The sequence below is a fragment of the Kribbella sp. genome (assembly GCF_035655035.1).
Lineage (GTDB): Bacteria > Actinomycetota > Actinomycetes > Propionibacteriales > Kribbellaceae > Kribbella.
On the sequence record NZ_DASRVN010000152.1, the window covers coordinates 1 to 23,298 of the forward strand.

A 23,298-nucleotide genomic window follows, 5' to 3' on the forward strand; every position below is an offset into this window, starting at 1 on the left:
TCCCAGGAGCGCGCCGACATGGCCGCGCACCTGCACGACTCGGTGCTGCAGACGCTGGCGCTGATCCAGAAGCAGGCCGAGGACCCGAAGGCGGTCGCCCGGCTGGCCCGCTCCCAGGAGCGCGAGCTGCGGTCCTGGCTGTACGACGAGGAGCACGACGCCGACCAGACGATCGCCGGCGCCGCGAAGCAGGCCGCGGCCGAGGTCGAGGACTCGCACGGCGTACCGATCGAGGTGGTCACGGTCGGCGACTGCGACCTGACCGAGCCGCTGGCGTCGATGGTCCGGGCCGCCCGGGAGTCGATGGTGAACGCGGCCAAGCACTCCGGAGCTGCGAAGATCGACGTGTTCGTCGAGGTGGACGGCGACCGGGTGGAGATGTTCGTCCGCGACCGCGGCAAGGGGTTCGCCGTGGACGAGGTCCCGGACGACCGGCTCGGCCTGCGGCACAGTGTGATGGGCAGGATGGAACGGCACGGCGGCCGCGCGACGGTGCGGTCCGATCCGGAGACAGGGACCGAAGTGCGACTGGAGATGGACAGATGAGCAGCAGGCGGGTTGTCGTCGTCGACGATCACGACATGTTCCGGGCCGGGGTACGCAGCGAGATCGGTACGTCGGTCGACATCGTCGGGGAGGGGTCCGACGTCGACACCGCGGTGAAGGCGATCGTCGGCAACGAGCCCGACGTCGTACTGCTCGACGTGCACCTCCCGGGCGGCGGCGGTACCGAGGTGATGAAGCAGGTGCACCAGCGGCACCCGGACGTGAAGTTCCTGGCGCTGTCGGTGTCCGACGCCGCCGAGGACGTGATCGGGGTGATCCGGGCCGGCGCCCGCGGGTATGTGACCAAGAACATCTCCGGCCCCGAGTTGGTGGACGCGATCAACCGCGTCGCCGAGGGCGACGCGGTGTTCTCGCCGCGGCTGGCGGGTTTCGTCCTGGACGCGTTCTCCGGCGCGATCGACATCGCCTCGGTGGACGAGGACCTGGACCGGCTGTCGCAGCGCGAGCGCGAGGTGCTGCGGCTGATCGCCCGCGGCTACGCGTACAAGGAGGTCGCCCGGGAGCTGTTCATCTCGGTGAAGACCGTGGAGACCCACGTCTCGTCCGTACTGCGGAAACTCCAGCTGTCGAACCGGCACGAACTGACCCGCTGGGCCACGGACCGCCGCCTGGTCTGATATCGGCCGGTCTGATACCGGTCGGCCCGTGCGACTATTCGGACCGTGGGGTTCTACCTGGTCCGCCGGCTGGTATCGGCGTTGAGCGTTGTCCTGGCCACCCTGGTGGCGACCTTCGCGCTGTTCTTCGTCGCGCCGACCGATCCGGCCGGTGCGATCTGCGGCGAGCGCAAGTGCACGACCCAGCGGTACGACGAGATCAAGGCGAATCTGCACCTCGACGAGCCGAAGGTCGAGCAGTTCGCGCGGTTCGTGAAGGGCATCGCGGTCGGCCGCGACTTCGAGACCTCCGGGGTGGTGCAGCACTGCGCCGTACCCTGCCTCGGGTTCTCGTTCAAGAACGACCAGCCGGTCACCGGCCTGCTGCTGACGAGACTGCCGGTCACGGCGTCCCTGGTGCTCGGGCAGGCCGTGATCGTGCTCACCGTCGGCGTGGCGCTCGGTGCGATGGCGGCACGGCGCCGGGGCACCGCCGGCGATCGCGTACTGATGGGCGGCGCACTGCTGGTCAGCGCAGTGCCGTACTACATCGTCGGTCTGATCGCTGTCTTGTACCTGACGGTCCTGCATCCGATCCTGCCCCGCGCCGGCTGGACACCGCCGACGCACAGTCTGTGGAAGTGGGGCACCGGCCTGCTCGCGCCGTGGATCATCCAGGGCCTGTACGGCTGCACCGACTACGCCCGCTTCGCCCGGGGCTCGATGGTCGAGGCGCTGAGCGAGGACTACATCCGGACCGCGCGGGCCAAGGGTCTCGCGGACTGGGTGGTGACCTACAAGCACGCGTTACGGTCCGGGCTGATCCCGGTGATCACGATCTTCGGGCTGGACATCGCCGGCAGCCTGTCCGGTGCGATCTTCACCGAGCGGCTGTTCGATCTGCCCGGTCTCGGCATGCTGTCGCTGGACAGCGTGAACAACTACGATCTGCCACTGATCATGGGCACTGTGTTGCTGGCCACGGTGTTCCTGGTCGTACTGAACCTGGTGGTCGACGTCACATACAGCCTGATCGATCCGCGCGTTCGGCTGACCTGAACACCGGCGGGTACTGGCGCGTTTCGGCCAGGGCATGGATTCGCCACTCCGAAGCGGCGGTCCGGGCTTCGGAGCTGTTATACGGTCGACTGTTATGGAGCGGAATCTCACAGCCGATCAGCTCGCGCTCTTCGAGAAGGAGTTCGCGTCGAACCCGCAGTACCGGGTGATGCAGAACGCCGTCACGCAGACGCCGGTCAACAACATCGCCCTGGATCGTCAGGTCGTCACGTCGATGGACCATTCGGTGTCCCATCTGCTGGACGACTGGAAGGTGACCAACCAGAAGAAGAGCGGCCGGTGCTGGATGTTCGCCGGGCTGAATCTGCTCCGGGTCGGCGCCGCGGAGAAACTCGGTGTGAAGGACTTCGAGTTCTCGCAGAACTACGTGCTGTTCTGGGACAAGTTCGAGCGGGCCAACTTCTTCCTCGAGGCGATCATCGAGACCGCCGGCCGGGACGCCGACGACCGGACCGTGGCGCACCTGCTGTCCGACCCGATCGGTGACGGCGGCCAGTGGAACATGTTCATCGCGGTGGTCCGCAAGCACGGCCTGGTGCCGAAGACCGCGATGCCGGAGAGCGAGAGCTCGTCGGCCACCGCGCAGCTGAACGACATCCTGCGCAAGCTGCTCCGCCAGGGCGCCCGGGACCTGCGGGCGCTGGACGGCGACGAGGCCCGGCGGGACCGCAAGGGCGAGATCCTGACCACCGTGCACCGGGTGCTGAGCATCCACCTGGGCACGCCGCCGCAGAAGTTCCTGTGGCAGTGGAAGGACACCGACAAGGGCTTCCACCGCGACGGCTGGATCACCCCGACCGAGTTCGCGGCGAAGTACGTGCAGCTGCCGGTCGACGACTACGTCTGCCTGGTGCACGACCCGCGTTCGACCAGCCCGGTCGGCCGGACCTTCACCGTGGACTTCCTCGGCAACGTGATCGACGCGCCGCCGGTGGTGTACCTGAACGTCGAGATGGACCTGATGAAGCAGCTCACCCAGGACGCGATCGTCGGCGGCGAGCCGGTCTGGTTCGGCTGCGACGTCGGCAAGCAGATGAACGGCGACCTGGGCTTCTGGGACGCCAAGCTGTACGACTACGCCTCGGTGTACGACACCGAGTTCACGCTGGACAAGGCCGAGCGTCTGGTGCACCACGAGACGCTGATGACGCACGCGATGCTGTTCACCGGCGTGGACGTCGTCGACGGCAAGCCGCGCCGCTGGCGGGTCGAGAACAGCTGGGGCGACGAGAAGGCCGACAGCGGCTTCTGGACGATGAACGACTCGTGGTTCGGCGAGCACGTCTTCGAGATCGCCGTACGGCGCTCCGCGCTGCCGGCCGACCTCCAGGCCCGCCTGGACGACGAGCCGATCGTCCTCCCCGCCTGGGACCCGATGGGCGCCCTGGCCGACTGACACCAACCACCTGACGTCCCGGGATCCCGCTGCGGATCCCGGGACGTTCTGCTGTTCAGAGGCCTCGGAGGGCGGCGGCGAAGCGGTGCAAGGGGCGGCGGCGTGGGTGCAGGGCCGTTTGATGGCCCTGCGGCCGGGCGGCGGCGACGGTGGCCGCGCGTTGTGCGAGTTTGTCGTCCAGCGGTTCGAGTTCCTCGATACCGTAGCGGCGCAGTGCGCAGAGCAGCAGGTGATCGGCGAGCCCGGGATTCTTCGGCAGCGCCGGACCGTGCAGGTAGGTGCCGATCGTGTTGCCGACAATTGCCCCTTCGTCGCCGGTACCGCCGTTGTTCCCGAAGCCCTGCCGGACCGTGCCGAGCGCTTCCTGCCCGTCCTCGAGAATCGTCCGGCCCGAATGGTTCTCGAAACCGACCAGTTGCCCGAACGGGCTGTCCACCACGAGGTTCCCGATCATCCGGTGCCGGCCCGCGGTGGTGCTGCTCCGGAAGATCCCGAGCCCGGGAAAACGCCGCCCGGTCACGTCGAGGAATTCCCGGCCGAACAGCTGGTAACTGCCGCAGATCAGCAGCATCGGCACCCCGTCGGCGGATATCTTCCGCAATTCGTCGCCGCGCGCGAGCAAATCCTCAGCGGTACTCGATTGCGCGGAATTCTGGCCGCCGCCGCCGAACACCAGATCCACGCTCGAGAAGTCGAAAACCTGGCCGGGTTCCACCGGGAGTATCTCGGCCCGGAATCCGCGCCATTCCAGGCGTTTGACCAGCGTGATGACATTTCCCAGGTCGCCGTACACGTTCAGGTCCCGGGGGTACAGGTGCGCGATCCGCACCGCCCTGGTCATGCCGCGTCCTGACGGCCGCGGAGCGCCCGGCGGACCTGCAGCATCGCGGTGTACGTCGGCAGGATGTATGCGTTCCCGCCCGGTGGCAGTCCGGCCAGCAGACGTGAGATGCCGTCGTCGACGCTGGACGCGACCGAGGCCTCGGTCCCGGCGTAGTGCAGTCGCAGCGCCATGTCGTACGCGCGCGTCCCGGCCGTCACCACCTCGGGATGCACCGGCGCCAGCGATTCCAGCGGGACGTCCCACAGCCACGAGACGTCGCGGCCGTCGGCCGGCAGGTCGTTGACCGCGATCATCACCCGCGGCTCGGTCCGCCCGACCAGGAACGTGTCCAGCACCTGCGCGAACCCGGCCGGGTTCTTGATCAGCAGCAGCCACAACGTCCGGCCCTGCACCTCGGTCTTCTCGACCCGCCCGAACGCCGCCTCGGTGGTCCGTACCGCCTCCGCGGTCACCGTGGGGGCCAGCCCCAGGCCGCTCGCCGCGGCCACCGCCGCCAGCGCGTTGTAGAGGTTGTACGTCCCGGACAGCCCGCACCGCATCCGCCGAGGTACGCCGTCGATGTCCACGACGAACTCGGTACCGTCGAGGTCCGCCTGCACCACCTCGGTGACCGTGACGTCCGGCCGGGGCCGGTCGAAGTCGCCGTTCGGGCAGCTGTAGTGGCCGAGGTGGCTGTAGAAGATCCGCTCGAACCGCAGCCGTTCGCCGCACTTCGGGCACCGGTCCGAGTCGATCGCGGACGGTACGTCGGTCAGCCGGTCCGGCAGCTGCTCGATCCCGAAGTAGCTGACCTGTCCGTTCGCGGCGGCGGCCAGGTTCGCGACCCGGGCGTCGTCGGCGTTCAGGTACAGGTCGGCGTCCGTCGCCGCGATCCCCTCCGCCAGCAGGTCGGCCGTGATGTCGACCTCGCCGAACCGGTCGAGCTGGTCACGGAACAGGTTCAGTACGAGGATGTGCCGCGGCCGCAGCTCGGGCGCGACCAGACGCAGGCTGGCCTCGTCGACCTCGAACACCCCGACGGTCGCCCGGAGCCGGCCGCGCAGGTCGGCCGCGGCGAGCAGCGCCGAGACCACGCCGCTGCGCAGGTTCGCGCCGGAGGCGTTGGTGAGCACCGACTCACCGCCCTGCCGGAGCGCGGCGACGAGCAGCTTGGTGGTGGTGGTCTTTCCGTTCGTACCGGTCACCAGAATGCAGCCGTTCGGTAATTGGGCGGCCAATTTTCTGGGCAGATCGGGAGCTAATTTTCCGACGATCACGCCGGGTAGTGTCTGGCCACCCCGGCCGAGCAGGCGGCTGAGCATGGCCACGGTCCGGGCGACAGCAATCGCAGCCGTTTCTCGCATATGAGAATTCTAAGGCCGGTGGTCAATCCAAACTCAGCGTCCGCTAAGCTCAGCAAATGCTCAGGAAATAAGTTTCAGTGCTTCGTCAGGATGTTCCAGCGTGGGCAGGTGCCCGGCCCACGGAAGGTGGATCCGCTCGGAGTCGGCGAGCCGCTCCGTCAGGTAGTCCGCGCTGTCGGCGAAGAACCGGTAGTCGTGCCCGCCGGTGACCAGCCGGACCGGGACGGTGAGCTTCTCCGGCTCGACCGGCCACTCCTCGTTGTCGACGTCGCCGGCGGCCAGTTGTACGTCGTACGCGTGCTTCTGCATCTCCCGCAGCAGCTCGCGGGCCTCGTTGTCGGCGTCCGGGCCGATCCAGCGGCGGACGGCCAGGTCGGTCGCGCCGTCGACGTCGCCGGCCTCGAGCAGTTGCTCCTCCTCGGCCCACAGCGCCCGCAGGCCGTCGTCCGGCTCCACGTTGTCGGTCGGCGCACAGATCAGCACCAGCCGCGCGAACAGGTCCGGCCGCCGGCTTGCCACCTGCTGTACGACGTACCCGCCGAACGAGGATCCAACCGCCGTCACGTCCTTGGCCCCGAGCTCCTCGAGGACCGCGAGTACGTCGCCGGCGTCGGAGTACTGCGGTGCCGACGGCGTCTCGCCGTACCCGCGCAGGTCGAGGGTGATCACGCGGCGGCTGTCCCGCAGTTCCGCCACCTGCCGTGCCCACATCCGCGAGTCGGCGACGCCCGCGTGGACCAGCAGCAGATCCGGGCCGGTCCCGGTTGCCTGATGAGAAATAGTCATGGGCGCCAGCTTCACGGGCCCCCGCCCGGCGGGCAAACGGATTAGAGGCGGACGACCGTGAAGGCTTCGGCGTAGTGGCCGTCGGGGAGGCCGGCGGCGGTGGCGACCCGGGCGAAGTTGGCGCGGATACCGGTCCGGAGGCCGTCGGGGTCGCGGTGCTGGCTGGCGTGCGACATCAGCGCCGCCAGCTTCCGGTCGAACGTGTCGGTGACGTCGACGTAGTGGTTCGCGGTCGGGTGGTCCATCATCCACAGCTCGCCGACGTCCCAGGCCGGCTCGGTCAGGTCGGGGTACGCGTACGGGTTGCCGGCCGCCGGGTAGAACGCGCGGACGGTCGCCTCGGCCGCGGCCAGGTGGTCGGGGTGCGAGACCTGCAGGCGGTGCCACGAGCGCTCAGGGGACTGGGTGAGCAGCCGCTGCGGGCGGACCGTACGGATCACCCGGCTGATGTCGCGGACCAGTTCGGGGGTCGGTTCCACCGCGCCGTCCTGGTAGCCGAGGAAGTGCAGCTTGTTGACGCCGACGTGCTGCGCGGCCGCGGTCTGCTCGGCCCGCCGTACGCCGGGGATCTCGGCCCGGTCGCGGTCCGGCTCGAAGCCGCCCGCCTGCCCGTCGGTGACGATGCAGTACTGCACCTCGATGCCCGCCGCGGTCCAGCGCGCTACCGTGCCGGCGCCGCCGAAGTCGATGTCGTCGGGGTGCGCCACCACGACGAGAATCCGTTCGATCTGGTTGTCCGGCCGCGGTTCGGTCACGGGTTGACCCTAACTGTTTGCTTGGGCGGGCACAGTGGAATCCATGGAGTTCGGTGGCACCTGCGACCCTCGGGACGCCGGCTTCGACCCCGAACGGCTCGCGGAGGCGGTCGGGCTGGTCGAGGCGCGCGCGGGGGTCGCGCAGCTCTGCGTCGTCCGCAACGGGCGGGTCGTGGTGGACCGCGCCTTCGGGTGCTCACCGGATGCGCTGTTCTGGCTCTTCTCCGCGAGCAAGCCGTTCCTCGCGGTCGTCATCCACCAGCTGGTCGAGTCCGGCCGGCTGCACCTAGACGACGCGGTGGCGGCGTACTGGCCGGAGTTCGCGCAGAACGGGAAGCGTGAGATCACCGTCCGGCAGGTACTGCGGCACCGGTCCGGGCTGACGCATGCCGGGTCGTTCCTCGGCGAGGCGCGGGTGATGGGCGACTGGGAGCGGTCGCTGCGGCGGATCGAGGACGCCAGGCCGCGGTGGCCGATCGGGACCGTCGCGTACAGCCCGCTGGCGTTCGGGTTCGTGCTCGCCGAGGTCGCCCGCCGGTGCAGCGGTCGCCCGATCGAGGAGCTGGTCGGGCGGGACGTGCTCGATCCGCTCGGGCTCGGCGACACGTACCTCGGGCTGCCCGCCGAGGAGTGGGGGCGGCACGTTCCGATCAAGGCTTCCGGTGCGGTCGGGCCGTTCTTCCAGTCGGTGCTGAACCGGCGCGGCACCCGCGCGGCCGTCGTACCGGCGGCCGGGATCTCGACGACGGCGCGGGACCTGGCGACGTTCTACCAAGGGTTGCTGGTGGGTGCGCTGCTCGCCCCGGAGACGCTCGCGGTCGCGGTCGAGCCGAGCAGCGAAGGCGAACTGGACCGGACCGCGCACGCGCCGATCCGGTGGTCGCAGGGCTTCCAGCTGGGCGGACCGCGGTGGCTCGACGGTGCGCGGACGGCGCTCGGCGGGCTGAGCAGTCCACGCACCTTCGGCCACAACGGCAGCAACTGCTGCATCGGCTGGGCCGACCCGGACCGCCGGATCGCGTACGCGTACCTGACCAACCGCGTCGGCCACCCGAAACCCGACCTCCTGCACCACGCCACCGTCGCCGACAAGGTCCTCGAGGCCGCCGACCTCTGATGGGTCGACCCGCGAGCTGCCGGGTTCGCGTCCGAGATACCGGGCGCAAACCCGGCAGCGCGGACGCCCACCCAGCAGATGCGGCGGGGCGTCAGACGAGGGCCGGGGCCGGGAGGCGTTCGGCGATGACGTGGTCGACGATGCCGTAGGCCTTGGCGCCTTCGGCGGTGAGGACGTGGTCGCGGTCGGTGTCGTGGCGGAGGCGTTCGACGGTCTGGCCGGTGTGCCGGGCGAGGATCTCCTCGACCTGGCCGCGGACCCGCACCACCTCGTCGGCCTGCAGGATCAGGTCCGGGATGGTGCCCTGACCGCGGCCGGCCGGCTGGTGCAGCACGACCCGCGCGTGCGGCAGGATCGCCCGCCGCCCCTCGGTCCCGCCGGCCAGCAGCACCGCCCCGGCGGAGATCGCCTGCCCGACGCCGTACGTCGCGACCGGCGCCTGGATGTACCGCATCGTGTCGTAGATCGCCAGCATGGCGGACATGTCGCCGCCCTCGCAGTTGATGTAGAGGCTGATCTCCGCCTCGGGGCTGTCCGTCTCCAGGTGCAGCAGCTGCGCGATGATCGCGTTCGCGACGCCGGAGTCGATCGGCGTCCCGAGGTACACGATCCGCTCGGTCAGCAGATGCGAGTAGACGTCCATGATCCGCTCACCCCGCGGGTGCGACGCGATCACGTTCGGAATCGTGTAACTGCTCATGCGGCTGCCCTCCGTGGCATCACCTGGTCGAACGACTCGACGATGTGGTCGATGAAGCCGTACTCGCGGGCCTGTTCCGCGGTGTACCAGTGGTCGTGCAGCGAGTCCTCGTGCACGGTGTCGAACGACTGCCCGGTGTCGCTCGCGATCAGCCCCAGCACGGTGTCCCGGATGTGCCGCAGGTCGTTCGCCTGGATCTCGATCTCCACGGCGGACCCGCCGATCCCGGCCGAGCCCTGGTGCATCAGGACCCGGGCGTGCCGCAGCGCGTACCGCTTGCCCGGCGTACCGGCCGACAGCAGGAACTGCCCGGCGCTGCAGGCCAGCCCGATCGCCAGCGTCGACACGTCGCACGGCACCAGCTGCATCGCGTCCCGGATGGCCAGCATCGACGGCACCGAGCCGCCGGGTGAGTGGATCCAGAACGCGATGTCGGTAGCGGGGTCCTCGGCCGCCAGGGTCAGGATCTGGGTGGCCAGCACGGTCCCGAGGTCGTCGTCGAGGGCTCGGTCCAGTACGACGATCCGCTGCCCGAACAGCCGCTGCCGCGCGGTCTCGTTGAACAGCGGCGGTTTCATGTCTTCTGCCATGTCTCCCACCCTGACCGGCCGCGCGCCGCACTCCCAGCTTTTCTGCTGACCGCGACTCTGCCCACAGCGAAGCCGGTCCCGGACACGTCGTTCGAACCGGCGTTCGGTAACTGTCGGCGGGAGCGCCTAAGGTGTTGGGTGATGACTACGCTGTTCTCGCCTGATGAGCTTCCGGTGCCGCTGGAGGAGTCCACGACGTCCCGTCCCGACCCGGACGCGCTGCTCGAGGGACTGAATCCGCAGCAGCGCGCGGCGGTCGTGCACGCCGGGAAGCCGCTGCTGGTGGTCGCCGGCGCGGGGTCCGGCAAGACCCGGGTGCTGACCCGCCGGATCGCTTACCTGCTGGCGGCCCGCGACGTACACCCCGGGTCGATCCTCGCGATCACCTTCACCAACAAGGCGGCAGCGGAGATGCGGGAGCGGGTCGTCGACCTGGTCGGCCCGCGGGCGAAGCTGATGTGGGTCTCGACGTTCCACAGTTCGTGTGTCCGGATCCTGCGCCGCGACATCAAGCGGTTCGGGATCAACTCGACGTTCTCGATCTACGACGACACCGACTCCCGGCGGCTGATGACGCTGGTCTGCCGCGAGCTCGACCTGGACGTCAAGCGGTACAACCCGCGCGCCGTGCTGAACTGGATCTCGACCCAGAAGAACGAGCTGATCGACCACGAGACGGCCGCCGCGAAGGCGGAGAACCATCTCGAGGAGACGTACGCCGAGTGCTACCGGATCTACCAGGAGCGGCTCGCCCAGGCGAACGCGCTGGACTTCGACGACCTGCTGATGACCACGGTCAACCTGCTGCAGGCCTTCCCCGAGGTCCGGGAGTACTACCGGCGCCGCTTCCGCCACGTGCTGGTCGACGAGTACCAGGACACCAACCACGCGCAGTACACGCTGATCCGTGAGCTGTGTGGTGAGGATCCGGCCGCCATCAACAATTCAGATGGCAACGGCCCGACGGCGCCGCCGGCCGAGCTGATGGTGGTCGGCGACTCGGACCAGTCGATCTACGCGTTCCGCGGGGCGACGATCCGCAACATCCTCGCCTTCGAGGAGGACTTCGCCGGCGCCGAGACGATCCTGCTCGAGCAGAACTACCGCTCCACCCAGACCATCCTGTCCGCGGCCAACGCGGTGATCGCCCGCAACGAGGGGCGGATGGCCAAGAACCTCTGGTCCGACCAGGGCGCCGGCGAGCAGATCGCGGTGTACGTCGCGGACAACGAGCACGACGAGGCGCAGTTCGTCGCCGACGAGATCGACCGGCTGGCCGACTCCGAGGGCGTGAAGCCGTCCGACGTCGCGGTGTTCTACCGGACCAACGCACAGTCCCGGGTCTTCGAAGAGGTCTTCATCCGCACCGGCCATCCGTACAAGGTGGTCGGCGGCGTCCGGTTCTACGAGCGCAAGGAGGTCCGCGACGCGCTCGCGTACCTGCGCGTGCTGGTGAACCCGGAGGACACCGTCTCGCTGCGCCGGATCATGAACGAGCCGAAGCGCGGGATCGGCGACCGGGCCGAGGCCGCGATCGAGGCGCTCGCGCAGCGCGACCGGATCTCGTTCGCGCAGGCGATGCGCCGCGCGCAGGATGCGCCGGCGATGGCGTCCCGCTCGGTGAACGCGGTCCAGGCGTTCGTGGACATCCTCGACGAGCTGACCGCGATGGTCGACTCGGGCGCACCGCCGGACGACATCCTGGACGTCGCGCTGCACCGCTCGGGGTACTACGAGGCGCTGCAGAAGTCGCCCGATCCGCAGGACGAGACCCGCCTGGAGAACCTGGACGAGTTCATCTCGGTGGCCCGCGAGTTCGTCGAGGAGCGGACCGCGGCGGGTGAGGCGGCCGACCTGCAGGCGTTCCTGGAGCGGGTCGCGCTGGTCGCCGACGCCGACCAGATCCCGGACGCGGCCACCGAGGGCGTGGTCACGCTGATGACGCTGCACACCGCGAAGGGCCTGGAGTTCCCGGTGGTGTTCCTGACCGGGATGGAGGACGGCGTCTTCCCGCACTCCCGGTCGCTGACCGACCTGAAGGAGCTCGAGGAGGAGCGGCGGCTGGCGTACGTCGGGATCACCCGGGCCCGGCAGCGGCTGGCGATCTCCCGGGCCGCGGTGCGGTCGGCGTACGGCGCTCCGCAGCACAACCCGCCGTCCCGGTTCCTGGAGGAGATCCCGGCCGAGCTGCTCGACTGGCGCCGCGACGACTCCGCGATCACCCGCTGGTCCGGCACCGGCACGACCCGCGGCAGCGGGATCCCGAGCCGTTACGAGCCGACGCGCAAGTCGGCGTCCGACAAGCCGGTGATCAGCCTGAATCCGGGCGACCGGGTGGTGCACGACAGCTTCGGCATGGGCACCGTCGTGGTGGTCCGCGGCGAGGGCCAGCAGGCCCAGGCCGACATCGACTTCGGCTCCGAGGGCGTGAAAAGGCTCCTGCTTCGCTATGCACCCGTAGAAAAGATCTAAGCTTTGCGTTGCATCTGACCCGGAGATTGAGACAATCAAGGATCTTCGGCCCCTCCCGGAAGCGCGCCCCTATGCCCAAGTCGTCGGCCGTCAACCGCCGGATCATCCTGGCGGGGGCGAATCCTGGCCTCCGGCTGTTCGACGAGAACGGCCGGGTCACGGCGTACGCGTCGATCTGGATGGTCGACTGGTCGATCCGCGGTTCCGGTACGGCGGTGGTGCTGTGGTTCGACGGGATCGTCCGGGTGGTCTCCGAGGACGTCGACCTGGCGGCCTGGCTGGAGCGGTACTTCGTGCGCTCGTTCCTCGAGGTCCAGGGCCTACCGTGGCACGAGCCGGCCGTCGAGCGGGACCTGGTGCAGGTCTCGATGAACCTCGCCGACGGGCTGAGCGCGAAGGCCGCGGACATCCAGATCGAGATGGGCGGCGTACTGGACCGGCGGCTGTTCTCGACCGACAACTTCCAGCTCGCCGAGGGCAACCACAGCCTCAGCCTGGTGATCGCCCCGGTTCGCTCGGCGACAGTGTCGATCGGCGGCGCGTCGGTGCCCGGTTTCGTCCAGGTCGACGGCTCGCCGGACAAGCCGGGGTCGTCGGCGTTCCTGACCACCGCCGAGGTCTGGCAGCGCTGACCTAGTGTCCTCAGCCGTCAGGGTTTGGCGTTCTTGAGCCGGATGCCGCTCCACTCGAGTGTGCTGGCGGTCGCGGCGGCCCAGAAGTCGTGCAGCCGGGGCAGGACCCGCAGCTGGATCCCGGCCTCCTCGTGCAGCGCGAACAGGTCCCCGACGCGCTCCGGCGGCCCGAGCGGCCGTACGTCGGTGGTCGCGACGACCGCTGCGTCGTGCGCGACGAACACACCGGCCGGCAGCCGATACGCATACAGCTCGACGGTCCGGATCGCATCCAGCCAGCCGTACTCGACGGCGTGCACGCGGGTCCCCGAGCCGAGACCGATGATCCGGTCGCGGTCCTCAGGGGTAGTGTCCGGCCCGACCCAGGCCATCGCCCGCGGGCACTGCCGCGGGAACCAGTAGTCGGGTGCACGGTCGTGGCCGACGGCCCAGACGTACGCCGTGCCCGGCTTCGCGGTCTTCGCGACGTGCGGGCGGAAGATCTCGATGGTCGGATCTTCGGAGAAATGCAGTACTTCGCCGGCCGCCGGACGCATGCGCCGCAGCTTAGTGCCTGGACGTCGTCACATGGAGGTGTACGGGTTCAGGCCGCAGTGGTTGCGCAGCCACGGGTCGGGGTCGACCGCGGGGCCGCCGCCCGGGTGCACCTCGAAGTGCAGGTGCGGGCCGGTGGTGTTGCCGGTCATCCCGACCGCGCCGACCTGGTCACCGGCGTACACGGTCTCGCCGACCGACACGCTGAACTTCGACATGTGGTTGTACCAGGTGGTGGTGCCGTCCTCGTGCCGGACCTGGACCTGACGGCCGTACGGGCCGGCCCAGTCGGCGAAGATCACCACGCCCTTCATCACGGCGCCGATCCGGGTCCCGATCGGGGCGGCGAAGTCGAGGCCGGTGTGGTTGTGGGCCCAGCGGTTGCCGCCCTGCCCGAAGGTCGCGGTGATGTGGTAGCCGGTCAGCATGATCTGGCAGCGGGTCGCCGACTCGCGGGCCTGCTTCTCGGCGGCCGCGGCCTTGGCCTTCGCGGTGGCCAGCGCGCTCGCGCGCTTCGCGGTGAGCGCCTGGGTGGCGGTCAGCTTCGCGGCCCGCTGCTTCGCGAGCTTGGCGGCCGCGGACTGCTTCTTGGTGGTCGTCGTGTCGGCCAGCTGGACCCGGGAGGAGTCACGGGTGGCGAGCTGGCGCGCCTGGATGCGTGCCGTGGTGATGCCGGACAGCTGCTGCCCACCGTCCAGGCTGAGGGCCGCGAGGTTGACCGCGGTGTTCGCCTGGGTCGGTGACGCCAGTGAGCTGTGGCTGAAGCCGACAGCTCCGGCGGCCGCGGCGAGCGCGGCGGTCAATCCGACGATCTGGGTACTGCTCGGGGTGTTACGCCTGGCGACGCGATGCTTGGCACTATGACGTCCTGCGCCGGTCTTGCGCGCAGCGTTGCCGGGCGTGACGCGGTCGCCCGCGGCACGGTGCTGGGACACAACGTGGCCTTTCGGTCACAGGGGAGGGGATCTGCCCGTCCTTCCGGGGTTATTCCCGAAGAGGACTCACAGACCATAACGGAAGGGTCACGGGGTGACAAACCCCGCCACCCACTTTTACGGCGCGCCTTCACGAAACTTTTGCATGCGCGCCTGCACGTGCATCCGCCGCAAGCGCTCAGAACGCTGCCTGGTCAGGCAGTTCGGGTTCTTCGTCGAGATGTGCCAGCGCGCCGGTGATCCGATGAACGACCTCGCCGTGGAACGGCAGCGACAGATGACCCACGCCGTGCACCCGGATGTTGGTCGCCTGCAGGTCCGGATGCCGGATCCGGGCCCGGCGCTGCGGCACGATCAACTGGTCGACGTCGCTGTAGAACGCCAGGAACCGGGTCCGGCAGTCCGGCGCCGGCTCGGCGAGCTCGGCCAGCAGGTCGCTGTCCGGCCGGACCTGCTTGACCAGGGGCCACGGCAGCAGCTTCGCGGCCATCGTGCCCTGGTGCGGCGTACCGAGCGTCACGCAGGTGTGCACGCGGGCATCCCCGCCGAGTCGCTGCACGTAGTACCGCGCGATCAGCCCGCCAAGGCTGTGCCCGATGACGTGGATCTGGTCGGACCCGGATGCCTCGCAGATCGCCTCGATCTCGTGGCCCATCCGCTCGGCGGTACGGCGTACGTCGAGGGTCAGCGGTGAGTACGAGAACGTGTGGATGCTGCCGAACCCGCGGCGGACCAGGTGCCGGCGCATCAGCGCGAAGATCGTGTGGTTGTCGATGATCCCGTGCGCCAGCAGGATCGGCGTACCGGCGGCGCGGACGTCGCTGACCAGCAGGCCGCGCTGCGCCGGGCCGAGGCCGGTCAGGTTCAGCCGGGCAGGCAGCGCGGGCGCGCGGCCGACCAGGCCGAGCGGGTACATCGCGAGGTGGGTGGTCAGCCAGCCGATCTCGACGGCGGCGCCGTGCAGCACGCTCGGCGAGAGTGCGGAGCGGGCGCCGTACGCGAGTCCGTCCAGCGCGCCGCGGACGTCGTCCTGCCAGCTGCTCATGGGCGACTCCTCACCAAACCAGACCCCCCGGTGGTCCGATCACTTTCCACGGTAACCGGTTCCCGTACGGCGTGTGGGGGAACACACGCCGCCGTGTCTTATCCGTGAGGTCGCAGCGGGTTAGCCTGCCCCCATGCCTGCTACGAGCCCGTTGCGCGTCGTCGTCGCCAAGCCCGGTCTGGACGGTCACGACCGGGGCGCCAAGGTCGTCGCCCGCGCCCTGCGGGACGCCGGCATGGAGGTCATCTACACCGGGCTGCACCAGACCCCGGAGCAGATCGTCGAGACCGCGATCGCCGAGGACGCGGACGCGATCGGGCTGTCGGTGCTGTCCGGCGCGCACATGACGCTGTTCAAGCGGGTCCGCGAGCTGCTCGCGGAGCGCGACGCCGAGGACATCGTGGTGTTCGGCGGCGGGATCATCCCGGACGCCGACCTGCAGCCGCTGGCCGAGCTCGGCGTCCACAAGATCTTCACTCCCGGCGCCACCACCACCGAGATCGTCGAGTGGGTCCGGGCGAACGTCGGCGACGCCTCCGCCTCGCCTGCCTGAGGCGCGGCTGAACGCCGTACTGGAGTCGTGGATCCGCTCCGGAGCGTGATGGCGACTGCCCGGAGTCGTTCTGAACAGTCCTGCCCGATTCAGTCAGGTTACTAATCGGTAATACCGAATCGTTAGGAAATGCCCGGTTGTGCGGGCTTCCCAAACGCGGTCGCATACAGCCATACGGCTGACCGTTTCAGAGACCGAAGGGCAGGCTGTGTGTGGCTCAGAACACATCGGCCCGTTCTCGGTTACTGTCCGGACAGGGTGGATCGCAGTGCGGTGGGGAGCTGTGACCGCCGCCGTAGGACAAAGCGAAGTCCCGAATCGGGAGAGGGCAGGTAAACGATGAGGTTTGAACGATCACATGCGCGCAGGACGGCGTTCGTCGCCGTCGCAGGCAGCTTCGCGCTGCTGGCCACCGCGTGTGGTAGCGGCGGCAGCGGAGGCAGCAGCAGCGGGGGTGCTTCGACCGGGGCGCTCGAGGGCCGGGGCCCGATCACCCTTGCCAGCGGCAAGGACACCTCCGGAAACCTGCAGAACCAGCTCAACGCGTGGAACGCGCAGCACCCGAACGAGAAGGTGACGCTGAAGGAGCTGCCCGAGGACGCGGACGCGCAGCGCCAGCAGATGGTCCAGGACGCCCAGACCAAGGCCGGCGCGTACAGCGTCCTGGTGATGGACGTGGTCTGGACCTCGGAGTTCGCCGCGAACCAGTGGATCACCCAGATCCCCGAGGACCGGGTCCCGGACCTCGGCAAGCTGGTGCCGGCGACCGTGGAGACCGCGAAGTACCGCGACAAGCTGTACGCGGTACCGATGACCTCGGACGGCGGCCTGCTGTACTACCGCAGCGACCTGCTGAAGGCGGCCGGCATCACCGCGGCGCCGAAGACCTGGGACGAGATGAAGGCCGACTGCACCAAGGTGCAGGCGACCCCGGCCGGCAAGGGCATCGGCTGCTACGCGGGCCAGTTCGAGAAGTACGAGGGCCTGACGGTGAACTTCTCCGAGGCGGTCAACTCCGCCGGCGGTGAGATCGTCGGCAAGGACGGCAAGCCGAACGTCAACACCCCGGAGGCCAAGGCCGGCCTCACCGAGCTGGTGAACGACTTCAAGACCGGCGTGATCCCGAAGGAAGCGATCACCTACAAGGAGGAGGAGAGCCGCCGCGCCTTCCAGGACGGCAAGCTGCTCTTCCTGCGCAACTGGCCGTACGTGTACGCGCTGGCGAACAAGACCGACGGCTCGTCGAAGGTGGCCGGCAAGTTCGCGGTCGCGCCGCTGCCGGGCAAGACCGGCCCGGGTGTCTCCTCGCTCGGTGGTCACGACTACGCGATCAGCTCGTTCGCCAAGAACAAGGCGACCGCGATCGACTTCATCAACTTCATGGCGAGCGAGGCCCGCCAGAAGGCGAACATCGAGAAGACGTCGCAGGCGCCGACCTGGGCCTCGCTGTACGACGACCCGACGCTGACCAAGCAGTTCCCGTACCTGGCCCCGCTGAAGGCCTCGATCCTCGGTGCGCAGCCGCGGCCGAAGGTGGTCAAGTACGGCGACGTCACCGCGGCCATCCAGGCGGCGGCGTACGGCGCGCTGAGCAACGGGACGCCGCCGGACAAGGCGCTGGCCGACCTGCAGACCAAGCTGCAGTCGCTCATCACGCCCTGATCGTCGTGCCGGGGCCGGTGGGTGGAGCTTTCGTGACCACGCACCGGCCCCGGCCCGTCCCCGCCCGGGTGGTCCCCGGGGAACAAAGGAGTCTCAGGTGACTGTAAGCGCGCCGGTCGCGGAACGACCGGTCAAGAAAGTGAAGCGCCAGCAGCGCTTCGACGAGGGCACCGGCCGGCTGGCCGCGGTCCTGCTCTCTCCGACGCTGATCGTGCTGGCGCTGGTGGTGCTGTTCCCGATCATCTCGGCACTGCGGGAGTCGCTGTACCAGAGTGGCCAGCACCTGGACGCGAACGGGTTCGTGGTCCAGGGGTCGCAGTGGGTCGGGCTGAAGAACTACGCGGACATCTTCCGCGGCGACACCGGGCACCGGTTCTGGAACGCGTTCTACAACACGACGTTCTTCACCGTGGTCTGCGTCGTACTGGAGACCGTGCTCGGCGTCGCGATGGCGCTGATCATGCACAAGGCCTTCAAGGGCCGGGGCATCGTCCGGGCCAGCATCCTGGTCCCGTGGGCGATCCCGACGGTCATCTCGGCGCTGCTGTGGAAGTGGGTCTTCCAGGCGGACGGCATCGCCAACGCCCTGCTCGGCACCCAGGTGCTGTGGTCGACCGAGGGCTGGCAGTCCAAGCTCTCGGTGGTGATCGCGGACACCTGGAAGACCGCACCGTTCATCGGCCTTCTGGTCCTGGCCGGGCTGCAGACCATCCCGGCCGAGGTCTACGAGGCCGCCAAGGTGGACGGGGCGAACGCGTGGCAGACCTTCGTACGGATCACGCTGCCGCTGGTGAAGCCGGCGCTGCTGGTGGCGGTCCTGTTCCGGATCCTCGACACGCTGCGGATCTTCGACCTGCCGTTCGTGCTGGTCGGCGCGCACAAGGACTCGGTCGAGACGCTGTCGATGCTGGCGTACGACCAGGCGTTCAACGTCAGATACGGACCGGCGGCGGCGTACGCGACCGTGCTGTTCGTCTACGTCGCGGTGGTGGCGTACATGTTCGTGAAGATCCTCGGCGCCGACGTGATCGGTGAGGCGCGGGCGAAGAAGCCCGGCGGCGGCCGCCGGAAGAAGAACGGTGGCGCCGGAACCGCGGCGGCGTCGTCCGCGGTCACGCTGAGCGCCGCGTCGGGTTCAGGGAGGGCTGTCTGATGGCAAGCGAGATTCCGCAGATGCGGGCCGGTGAGAACCCGTTCGTGAAGCGCTGGCTGCCGTTGCTCGGTGTCGCGATCATCGTGATCTACTGCCTGGCGCCCTTCTACTGGATGCTGGTGTCGGCGTTCCGCCGGCCGTCCGACCAGTTCTCCAACGCCGCGATCCCGATGCCGTTCTCGTTCCAGAACTTCAAGGACGTGTTCAGCGGCTCGAACGGCTTCGGCCGGGGGCTGCTGAACAGCCTGATCGTGGCCGGGTCGGTGACGATCCTGACGCTGATCATCGGCATGATCGCGGCGTACACGCTGGCCCGGCTGGACTTCCGGGGCAAGAACATCGTGCTGGCGATCATCATCACCACTTCGATGTTCCCGGGTATCTCGCTGGTCGTCCCGCTGCTGAAGCTGTTCGTGAGCATCAGCTGGATCAACACCTACCAGGCGATGATCGTGCCCAGCCTGTCGTTCGCGCTGCCGCTGGCGGTGTGGAACCTGACCGCGTTCTTCCGGCAGATGCCGCAGGAGCTCGAGCAGGCGGCGATGGTGGACGGCTGTACGCCGGCCCAGGCGTTCCGCAAGGTGATCATCCCGCTGGCGGCACCCGGGGTGTTCACCACCGCGATCATCACGTTCATCGCGGCCTGGAACGAGTTCCTGATCGCGCTGAGCATGACCAACAAGAAGTCGATCCAGACCGCGAACGTGATCATCTCGCAGTTCACCGGCACCACCGGCCGGGACCAGCCGTTCGGCAGCCAGATGGCCGCCGGCGTGGTGGTCACGATCCCGCTGGTGATCGCGGTCCTGCTGTTCCAGCGCCGCATCGTCGCCGGCCTCACGGCCGGTGGCGTGAAGTGAGCCCGTTCCGGCGGGACCAGGAAGACCGCGACCGGCGGGCCCGCGAGGACCGGGACCGCCGGGACCGGGAGGACCGCGACCGACGCGACCGGGAGGACCGGGACCGCCGCGATCGCGAGGACCGGGATCGCTACCGCTGAAACGAAACCACCCTTCGGGGCGAGAAACGGCCGGAGCCACCAGGCTCCGGCCGTTTCTGCATCAGACGCTCAGCCAGGCGGTCGCATCCGCCGGGAGCTCCCCGTTGGTGAGCGGCTCGCTGGCGAGCAGCACCTTGGCGTGTGGGGGCAGCGCGACCGGGCTGTCGCTCACGTTGACGACGCAGCGGAAGCCGGGGTCGCGCGTGAAGGACAGGACGCCTTCGGGCGCTTCGGTGTCCCAGGCGAGGCGGCCTTCGCCGAGGGCCGGGTGGTCGTGCCGGATCCGCAGGGCCGCCTTGTAGAGGTTGAGGTGGCTGTCCGGGTCGCCGGTCTGTGCCTCCGCGGTCAGCGGCGCCCAGTCCGACGGCTGCGGGAGCCACGGCTGACCGGTGCCAGGCCCGAAACCGTACGGCGGTTCCGCGCCGGACCACGGGATCGGCACCCGGCAGCCGTCGCGGCCGCGGACGGTGTGCCCGGAACGCTCCCACGTCGGGTCGTCGAGCTTGTCCTCCGGCAGGTCCTCGACCTCGGGCAGCCCGAGCTCGTCACCCTGATAGATGTACGCGCCACCCGGCAGCGCCAGCTCCAGCAGTACGGCGGCGCGCGCCCGGCGCAGCCCCAGCGCGAGATCCGTCGGGACCACGCCCGCACCTTCCAGCGCGTCCTTCAGGTCCCGCCCGTACCGCGTGCGGTGCCGGATCGTGTCGTGGTTGCTCAGCACCCAGGTCGCCGGCGCGCCGACCGCCCAGAGGTTCTCGGTGGTGTGGTCGATGACCTCGCGGAGCTCCTTCGCGTCCCACTTCGCCCGCAGCGCGTCGAAGTTGAACGCCGAGTGCAGCTCGTTCGGCCGCACGTACTGCGCGAGCCGCTCGGCCGGCGACAGCCACGCCTCGGCCACGAACACCCGCGGGCCCTGCGGCGTATCGGCGTACTCGTCGGCGATCGCCCGCCAGCGCTGGTGGATCGTGTGCACCCCGGGCTGGTCGTAGAACGGGTTCCCGACGTACTTCTCCCGGGTCGGCTCGCCGTTCTCCAGCGGTACGTCGGGCAGGCTCGGGTCCTTCGCCATCGAGTCGGCCACGTCGATCCGGAACCCGTCCACGCCGCGGTCGAACCAGAACCGCAGGATCGCGTCGAACTCCTCGATCACCTTCGGGTGGTCCCAGTTCCAGTCCGGCTGGGAGATGTCGAACAGGTGCAGGTACCACTGCCCGTCCTCGATCTGCTGCCAGGCGGGACCGCCGAACGCGGCCGGCCAGTTCGTCGGCGGCTTGCCGTCCTCGGTGTCGCGGAACCAGAACAGGTCCCGCTCCGGCGAGCCCTTCCCGGCCTTGAGCGCGGCCTGGAACCACGGGTGCTGCCAGGAGCAGTGGTTCGGCACCAGGTCGATCAGGATCCGCAGCCCGAGCGCGTGCGCCTCGGCGATCAGCGCGTCGGCGTCCGCGAGGGTGCCGAACTCCGGGTTGATGTCGCGGTAGTCGGCCACGTCGTACCCGCCGTCGAGCAGCGGGGAGGGATACCAGGGGCTGATCCAGAGCGCGTCGACGCCGAGTTCGGCGAGGTACGGCAGCCGGGCGCGGATGCCGTTCACGTCGCCGGTGCCGTCGCCGTCCGCGTCGGCGAACGAACGGGGGTACACCTGGTAAACGACGGCACTACGCCACCAGTCGTCAGCTGGTCTGGTTCCGGAGTCAGGTACTGAATCGGTCATGCGAACCAGCCTCGCACGGCCGCCCGAGCGCCTGTGACAGTCGTCTCAGCCAGTACCCCGGCTGTTGCTCTCGGCACAAGGGTGGCTAGTGTCAGGAATCCGTACAGGCGAGAGAGGGACCACACTCGTGGATCTGATGGAATTCCAGGCGAAGACGGTCTTCGCCAAGCACGGAGTGCGGACGACCGTGGGTGCGGTTGTCACGTCTCCGGAGGAGGCCCGCGCGGCAGCCGAGAAGATCGGCGGCCGGGTGGTCGTGAAGGCCCAGGTCAAGACCGGTGGGCGCGGCAAGGCAGGCGGCGTCAAGCTGGCCTCCAGCCCGGACGAGGCGGAGGAGAAGGCCCGCGAGATCCTCGGGCTGGACATCAAGGGTCACGTCGTCAAGATCCTGAACATCGTCCCGGCCGCGGCGATCGCCGAGGAGTACTACTTCTCGTTCCTGGTCGACCGGGCGAACCGCAACTACCTCTGCATCGCGTCCGCCGCCGGCGGCATGGAGATCGAGGAGGTCGCGCACACCAACCCGGACGCGGTCGCGCAGATCTCGATCGACCCGGCCAAGGGCGTGGACGAGGCGAAGGCGCGGGAGATCGCCGAGACCGCGAAGTACCCGGCCGACGTGATCGACGCCGTCGTACCGGAGATCGTCAAGCTGTACGAGGTGTTCATCGCCGAGGACGCGTCGCTGGTCGAGGTGAACCCGCTGGTCAAGCTCGCGGACGGGAACGTCGAGGCGCTGGACGGCAAGGTCACGCTGGACGAGAACGCTGACTTCCGGCACCCGGACCACGCCGAGTTCGAGGACGTCACGGCGGCCGACCCGCTGGAGGCGGCGGCCAAGGCCAAGGGCCTGAACTACGTGAAGCTCGACGGCTCGGTCGGCATCATCGGCAACGGCGCGGGTCTGGTCATGTCCACGCTGGACGTCGTCGCGTACGCCGGTGCGGAGTTCGGCGGCCAGAAGCCGGCCAACTTCCTCGACATCGGTGGTGGCGCGAGCGCCGAGGTGATGGCGAACGGCCTGGAGATCATCATCTCCGACCCACAGGTGCAGAGCGTGTTCGTGAACGTCTTCGGCGGCATCACCGCCTGTGACGCGGTCGCGAACGGCATCGTGCAGGCGTTCGAGCTGCTGGCGAGCCGCGGCGAGGCCGTGACCAAGCCGCTGGTCGTCCGCCTGGACGGGAACAACGCCGAGGAGGGCCGCCGGATCCTCGACGAGGCAGGCCTCGCCGGTCTGGAGCGGGTCGACACGATGGACGGCGCCGCCAAGCGCGCCGCCGAGCTGGCTGCGAAGTAAGGGATCGCCGAACAATGTCTATCTTCCTGACCAAGGACAGCAAGGTCATCGTCCAGGGCATGACCGGCTCCGAGGGCACCAAGCACACCACCCGGATGCTCGCCTCGGGCACCAACATCGTCGGCGGCGTGAACCCGCGCAAGGCGGGCCAGAGCCAGGACTTCGACGGCAAGTCGGTCGCCGTCTTCGGCACCGTCGCGGACGCGGTCAAGGAGACCGGCGCGAACGTGTCGGTCATCTTCGTCCCGCCGAAGTTCACCAAGGACGCCGTACTGGAGGCCGTCGAGGCCGAGGTGCCGCTGGTCGTGGTGATCACCGAGGGCGTGCCGGTGCACGACACCGCCGCGTTCTTCGCCGCCGCGCAGGCGTCCGGCAAGACCCGGATCATCGGCCCGAACTGCCCCGGCATCATCACCCCGGGCGAGTCGAACGCCGGCATCATCCCGGCCAGCATCGCCGGCCAGGGCCGGATCGGTCTGGTGTCGAAGTCCGGCACGCTGACGTACCAGATGATGTACGAGCTGCAG

24 protein-coding genes are annotated in these 23,298 nt (G+C 69.1%); 14 read left to right on the forward strand and 10 right to left on the reverse strand.

Annotated elements, in window-relative coordinates; translation table 11 throughout:
- The 4 genes from VFF46_RS08715 to VFF46_RS08730 form a co-directional block, all read left to right on the forward strand.
- Nucleotides 1-546, forward strand: a 546-nt coding sequence (locus VFF46_RS08715; protein WP_325036526.1) for a sensor histidine kinase, incomplete at its 5' end; no start/stop codon positions are given.
- Nucleotides 543-1,184, forward strand: a complete 642-nt coding sequence (locus VFF46_RS08720) for a response regulator transcription factor (RefSeq protein WP_325036527.1) — start codon at nucleotides 543-545, stop codon at nucleotides 1,182-1,184. The genes VFF46_RS08715 and VFF46_RS08720, both read left to right, overlap by 4 nt.
- A gap of 45 nt (nucleotides 1,185-1,229) precedes the next feature.
- On the forward strand, nucleotides 1,230-2,222 hold the full coding sequence (locus VFF46_RS08725) for an ABC transporter permease (RefSeq protein WP_325036528.1): 993 nt from the start codon (nucleotides 1,230-1,232) through the stop codon (nucleotides 2,220-2,222).
- Between the two features lie 94 nt (nucleotides 2,223-2,316).
- Nucleotides 2,317-3,639, forward strand: coding sequence for a C1 family peptidase (locus VFF46_RS08730; protein WP_325036529.1), 1,323 nt, complete (start codon nucleotides 2,317-2,319; stop codon nucleotides 3,637-3,639).
- Between the two features lie 55 nt (nucleotides 3,640-3,694).
- Here VFF46_RS08730 and VFF46_RS08735 read toward each other — a convergent pair whose 3' ends face one another.
- From VFF46_RS08735 to VFF46_RS08750, 4 genes are read right to left on the reverse strand one after another with little or no spacing between them, the layout of a single operon-like run.
- Complete coding sequence (locus VFF46_RS08735) at nucleotides 3,695-4,480, reverse strand: glutamine amidotransferase (protein WP_325036530.1); 786 nt, start codon at nucleotides 4,478-4,480, stop codon at nucleotides 3,695-3,697.
- Nucleotides 4,477-5,826, reverse strand: a complete 1,350-nt coding sequence (locus VFF46_RS08740; protein WP_325036531.1) for a DUF1727 domain-containing protein — start codon at nucleotides 5,824-5,826, stop codon at nucleotides 4,477-4,479. Before VFF46_RS08740 ends, VFF46_RS08735 begins: the two co-directional genes overlap by 4 nt.
- A gap of 60 nt (nucleotides 5,827-5,886) precedes the next feature.
- Nucleotides 5,887-6,612 carry an alpha/beta hydrolase gene (locus tag VFF46_RS08745; protein ID WP_325036532.1) on the reverse strand — a complete coding sequence of 242 codons (726 nt, stop codon included), beginning with the start codon at nucleotides 6,610-6,612 and terminating at the stop codon, nucleotides 5,887-5,889.
- 41 nt (nucleotides 6,613-6,653) lie between these two features.
- Nucleotides 6,654-7,367: a PIG-L deacetylase family protein gene (locus tag VFF46_RS08750; protein ID WP_325036534.1), complete on the reverse strand. Its 714-nt coding sequence runs from the start codon at nucleotides 7,365-7,367 to the stop codon at nucleotides 6,654-6,656.
- A 43-nt stretch (nucleotides 7,368-7,410) separates the two neighbouring features.
- On the opposite strand from VFF46_RS08750, the gene VFF46_RS08755 reads away from it, so the two are divergent.
- Nucleotides 7,411-8,484: a serine hydrolase domain-containing protein gene (locus VFF46_RS08755; RefSeq protein ID WP_325036535.1), complete on the forward strand. Its 1,074-nt coding sequence runs from the start codon at nucleotides 7,411-7,413 to the stop codon at nucleotides 8,482-8,484.
- A gap of 91 nt (nucleotides 8,485-8,575) precedes the next feature.
- On the opposite strand, the gene VFF46_RS08760 is transcribed toward VFF46_RS08755, so the two are convergent.
- Together VFF46_RS08760 and VFF46_RS08765 are read right to left on the reverse strand one after the other, a co-directional pair.
- Nucleotides 8,576-9,184, reverse strand: a complete 609-nt coding sequence (locus tag VFF46_RS08760) for an ATP-dependent Clp protease proteolytic subunit (RefSeq protein WP_325036536.1) — start codon at nucleotides 9,182-9,184, stop codon at nucleotides 8,576-8,578.
- Nucleotides 9,181-9,774 (reverse strand): ClpP family protease, encoded by a 594-nt coding sequence (locus VFF46_RS08765; protein ID WP_325036537.1) that lies wholly within the window; start codon nucleotides 9,772-9,774, stop codon nucleotides 9,181-9,183. Before VFF46_RS08765 ends, VFF46_RS08760 begins: the two co-directional genes overlap by 4 nt.
- Nucleotides 9,775-9,915: 141 nt before the next feature.
- Between VFF46_RS08765 and pcrA the strand changes: the two genes are divergently transcribed.
- Together pcrA and VFF46_RS08775 are read left to right on the forward strand one after the other, a co-directional pair.
- Nucleotides 9,916-12,246, forward strand: a complete 2,331-nt coding sequence (gene pcrA / locus VFF46_RS08770) for a DNA helicase PcrA (RefSeq protein ID WP_325036538.1) — start codon at nucleotides 9,916-9,918, stop codon at nucleotides 12,244-12,246.
- Between the two features lie 71 nt (nucleotides 12,247-12,317).
- Complete coding sequence (locus VFF46_RS08775; protein WP_325036539.1) at nucleotides 12,318-12,878, forward strand: hypothetical protein; 561 nt, start codon at nucleotides 12,318-12,320, stop codon at nucleotides 12,876-12,878.
- Between the two features lie 17 nt (nucleotides 12,879-12,895).
- Here VFF46_RS08775 and VFF46_RS08780 read toward each other — a convergent pair whose 3' ends face one another.
- The 3 genes from VFF46_RS08780 to VFF46_RS08790 all read right to left on the reverse strand — a co-directional run bounded on the left by VFF46_RS08780 (nucleotide 12,896) and on the right by VFF46_RS08790 (nucleotide 15,392).
- On the reverse strand, nucleotides 12,896-13,414 hold the full coding sequence (locus VFF46_RS08780; protein ID WP_325036540.1) for a DUF6886 family protein: 519 nt from the start codon (nucleotides 13,412-13,414) through the stop codon (nucleotides 12,896-12,898).
- Nucleotides 13,415-13,441: 27 nt separating this feature from the next.
- Nucleotides 13,442-14,347: a M23 family metallopeptidase gene (locus tag VFF46_RS08785; RefSeq protein WP_325036541.1), complete on the reverse strand. Its 906-nt coding sequence runs from the start codon at nucleotides 14,345-14,347 to the stop codon at nucleotides 13,442-13,444.
- Between the two features lie 178 nt (nucleotides 14,348-14,525).
- Nucleotides 14,526-15,392: an esterase/lipase family protein gene (locus VFF46_RS08790; protein ID WP_325036542.1), complete on the reverse strand. Its 867-nt coding sequence runs from the start codon at nucleotides 15,390-15,392 to the stop codon at nucleotides 14,526-14,528.
- A gap of 133 nt (nucleotides 15,393-15,525) precedes the next feature.
- Here VFF46_RS08790 and VFF46_RS08795 point away from each other — a divergent pair, with 133 nt between their 5' ends.
- The 5 genes from VFF46_RS08795 (at nucleotide 15,526) to VFF46_RS08815 (ending at nucleotide 19,760) form a co-directional block, all read left to right on the forward strand.
- On the forward strand, nucleotides 15,526-15,945 hold the full coding sequence (locus VFF46_RS08795) for a cobalamin B12-binding domain-containing protein (protein ID WP_325036543.1): 420 nt from the start codon (nucleotides 15,526-15,528) through the stop codon (nucleotides 15,943-15,945).
- A 339-nt stretch (nucleotides 15,946-16,284) separates the two neighbouring features.
- Nucleotides 16,285-17,607: an ABC transporter substrate-binding protein gene (locus VFF46_RS08800; protein WP_325036544.1), complete on the forward strand. Its 1,323-nt coding sequence runs from the start codon at nucleotides 16,285-16,287 to the stop codon at nucleotides 17,605-17,607.
- A 97-nt stretch (nucleotides 17,608-17,704) separates the two neighbouring features.
- Nucleotides 17,705-18,760 carry a carbohydrate ABC transporter permease gene (locus VFF46_RS08805; RefSeq protein WP_414673046.1) on the forward strand — a complete coding sequence of 352 codons (1,056 nt, stop codon included), beginning with the start codon at nucleotides 17,705-17,707 and terminating at the stop codon, nucleotides 18,758-18,760.
- Nucleotides 18,760-19,620, forward strand: a complete 861-nt coding sequence (locus tag VFF46_RS08810) for a carbohydrate ABC transporter permease (RefSeq protein WP_325036545.1) — start codon at nucleotides 18,760-18,762, stop codon at nucleotides 19,618-19,620. Before VFF46_RS08805 ends, VFF46_RS08810 begins: the two co-directional genes overlap by 1 nt.
- Entirely contained in the window at nucleotides 19,617-19,760 is a 144-nt protein-coding gene (locus tag VFF46_RS08815) for a hypothetical protein (protein WP_325036546.1), read from the forward strand. The genes VFF46_RS08810 and VFF46_RS08815 overlap by 4 nt, the downstream gene beginning before the upstream one ends.
- A 61-nt stretch (nucleotides 19,761-19,821) precedes the next feature.
- On the opposite strand, the gene VFF46_RS08820 is transcribed toward VFF46_RS08815, so the two are convergent.
- Entirely contained in the window at nucleotides 19,822-21,471 is a 1,650-nt protein-coding gene (locus VFF46_RS08820) for a glycoside hydrolase family 13 protein (RefSeq protein WP_325036547.1), read from the reverse strand.
- A 127-nt stretch (nucleotides 21,472-21,598) separates the two neighbouring features.
- Between VFF46_RS08820 and sucC the strand changes: the two genes are divergently transcribed.
- Nucleotides 21,599-22,771: an ADP-forming succinate--CoA ligase subunit beta gene (sucC, locus tag VFF46_RS08825; protein ID WP_325036548.1), complete on the forward strand. Its 1,173-nt coding sequence runs from the start codon at nucleotides 21,599-21,601 to the stop codon at nucleotides 22,769-22,771.
- A 14-nt stretch (nucleotides 22,772-22,785) separates the two neighbouring features.
- Nucleotides 22,786-23,298, forward strand: a 513-nt coding sequence (locus VFF46_RS08830; protein ID WP_325036549.1) for a CoA-binding protein, incomplete at its 3' end; no start/stop codon positions are given.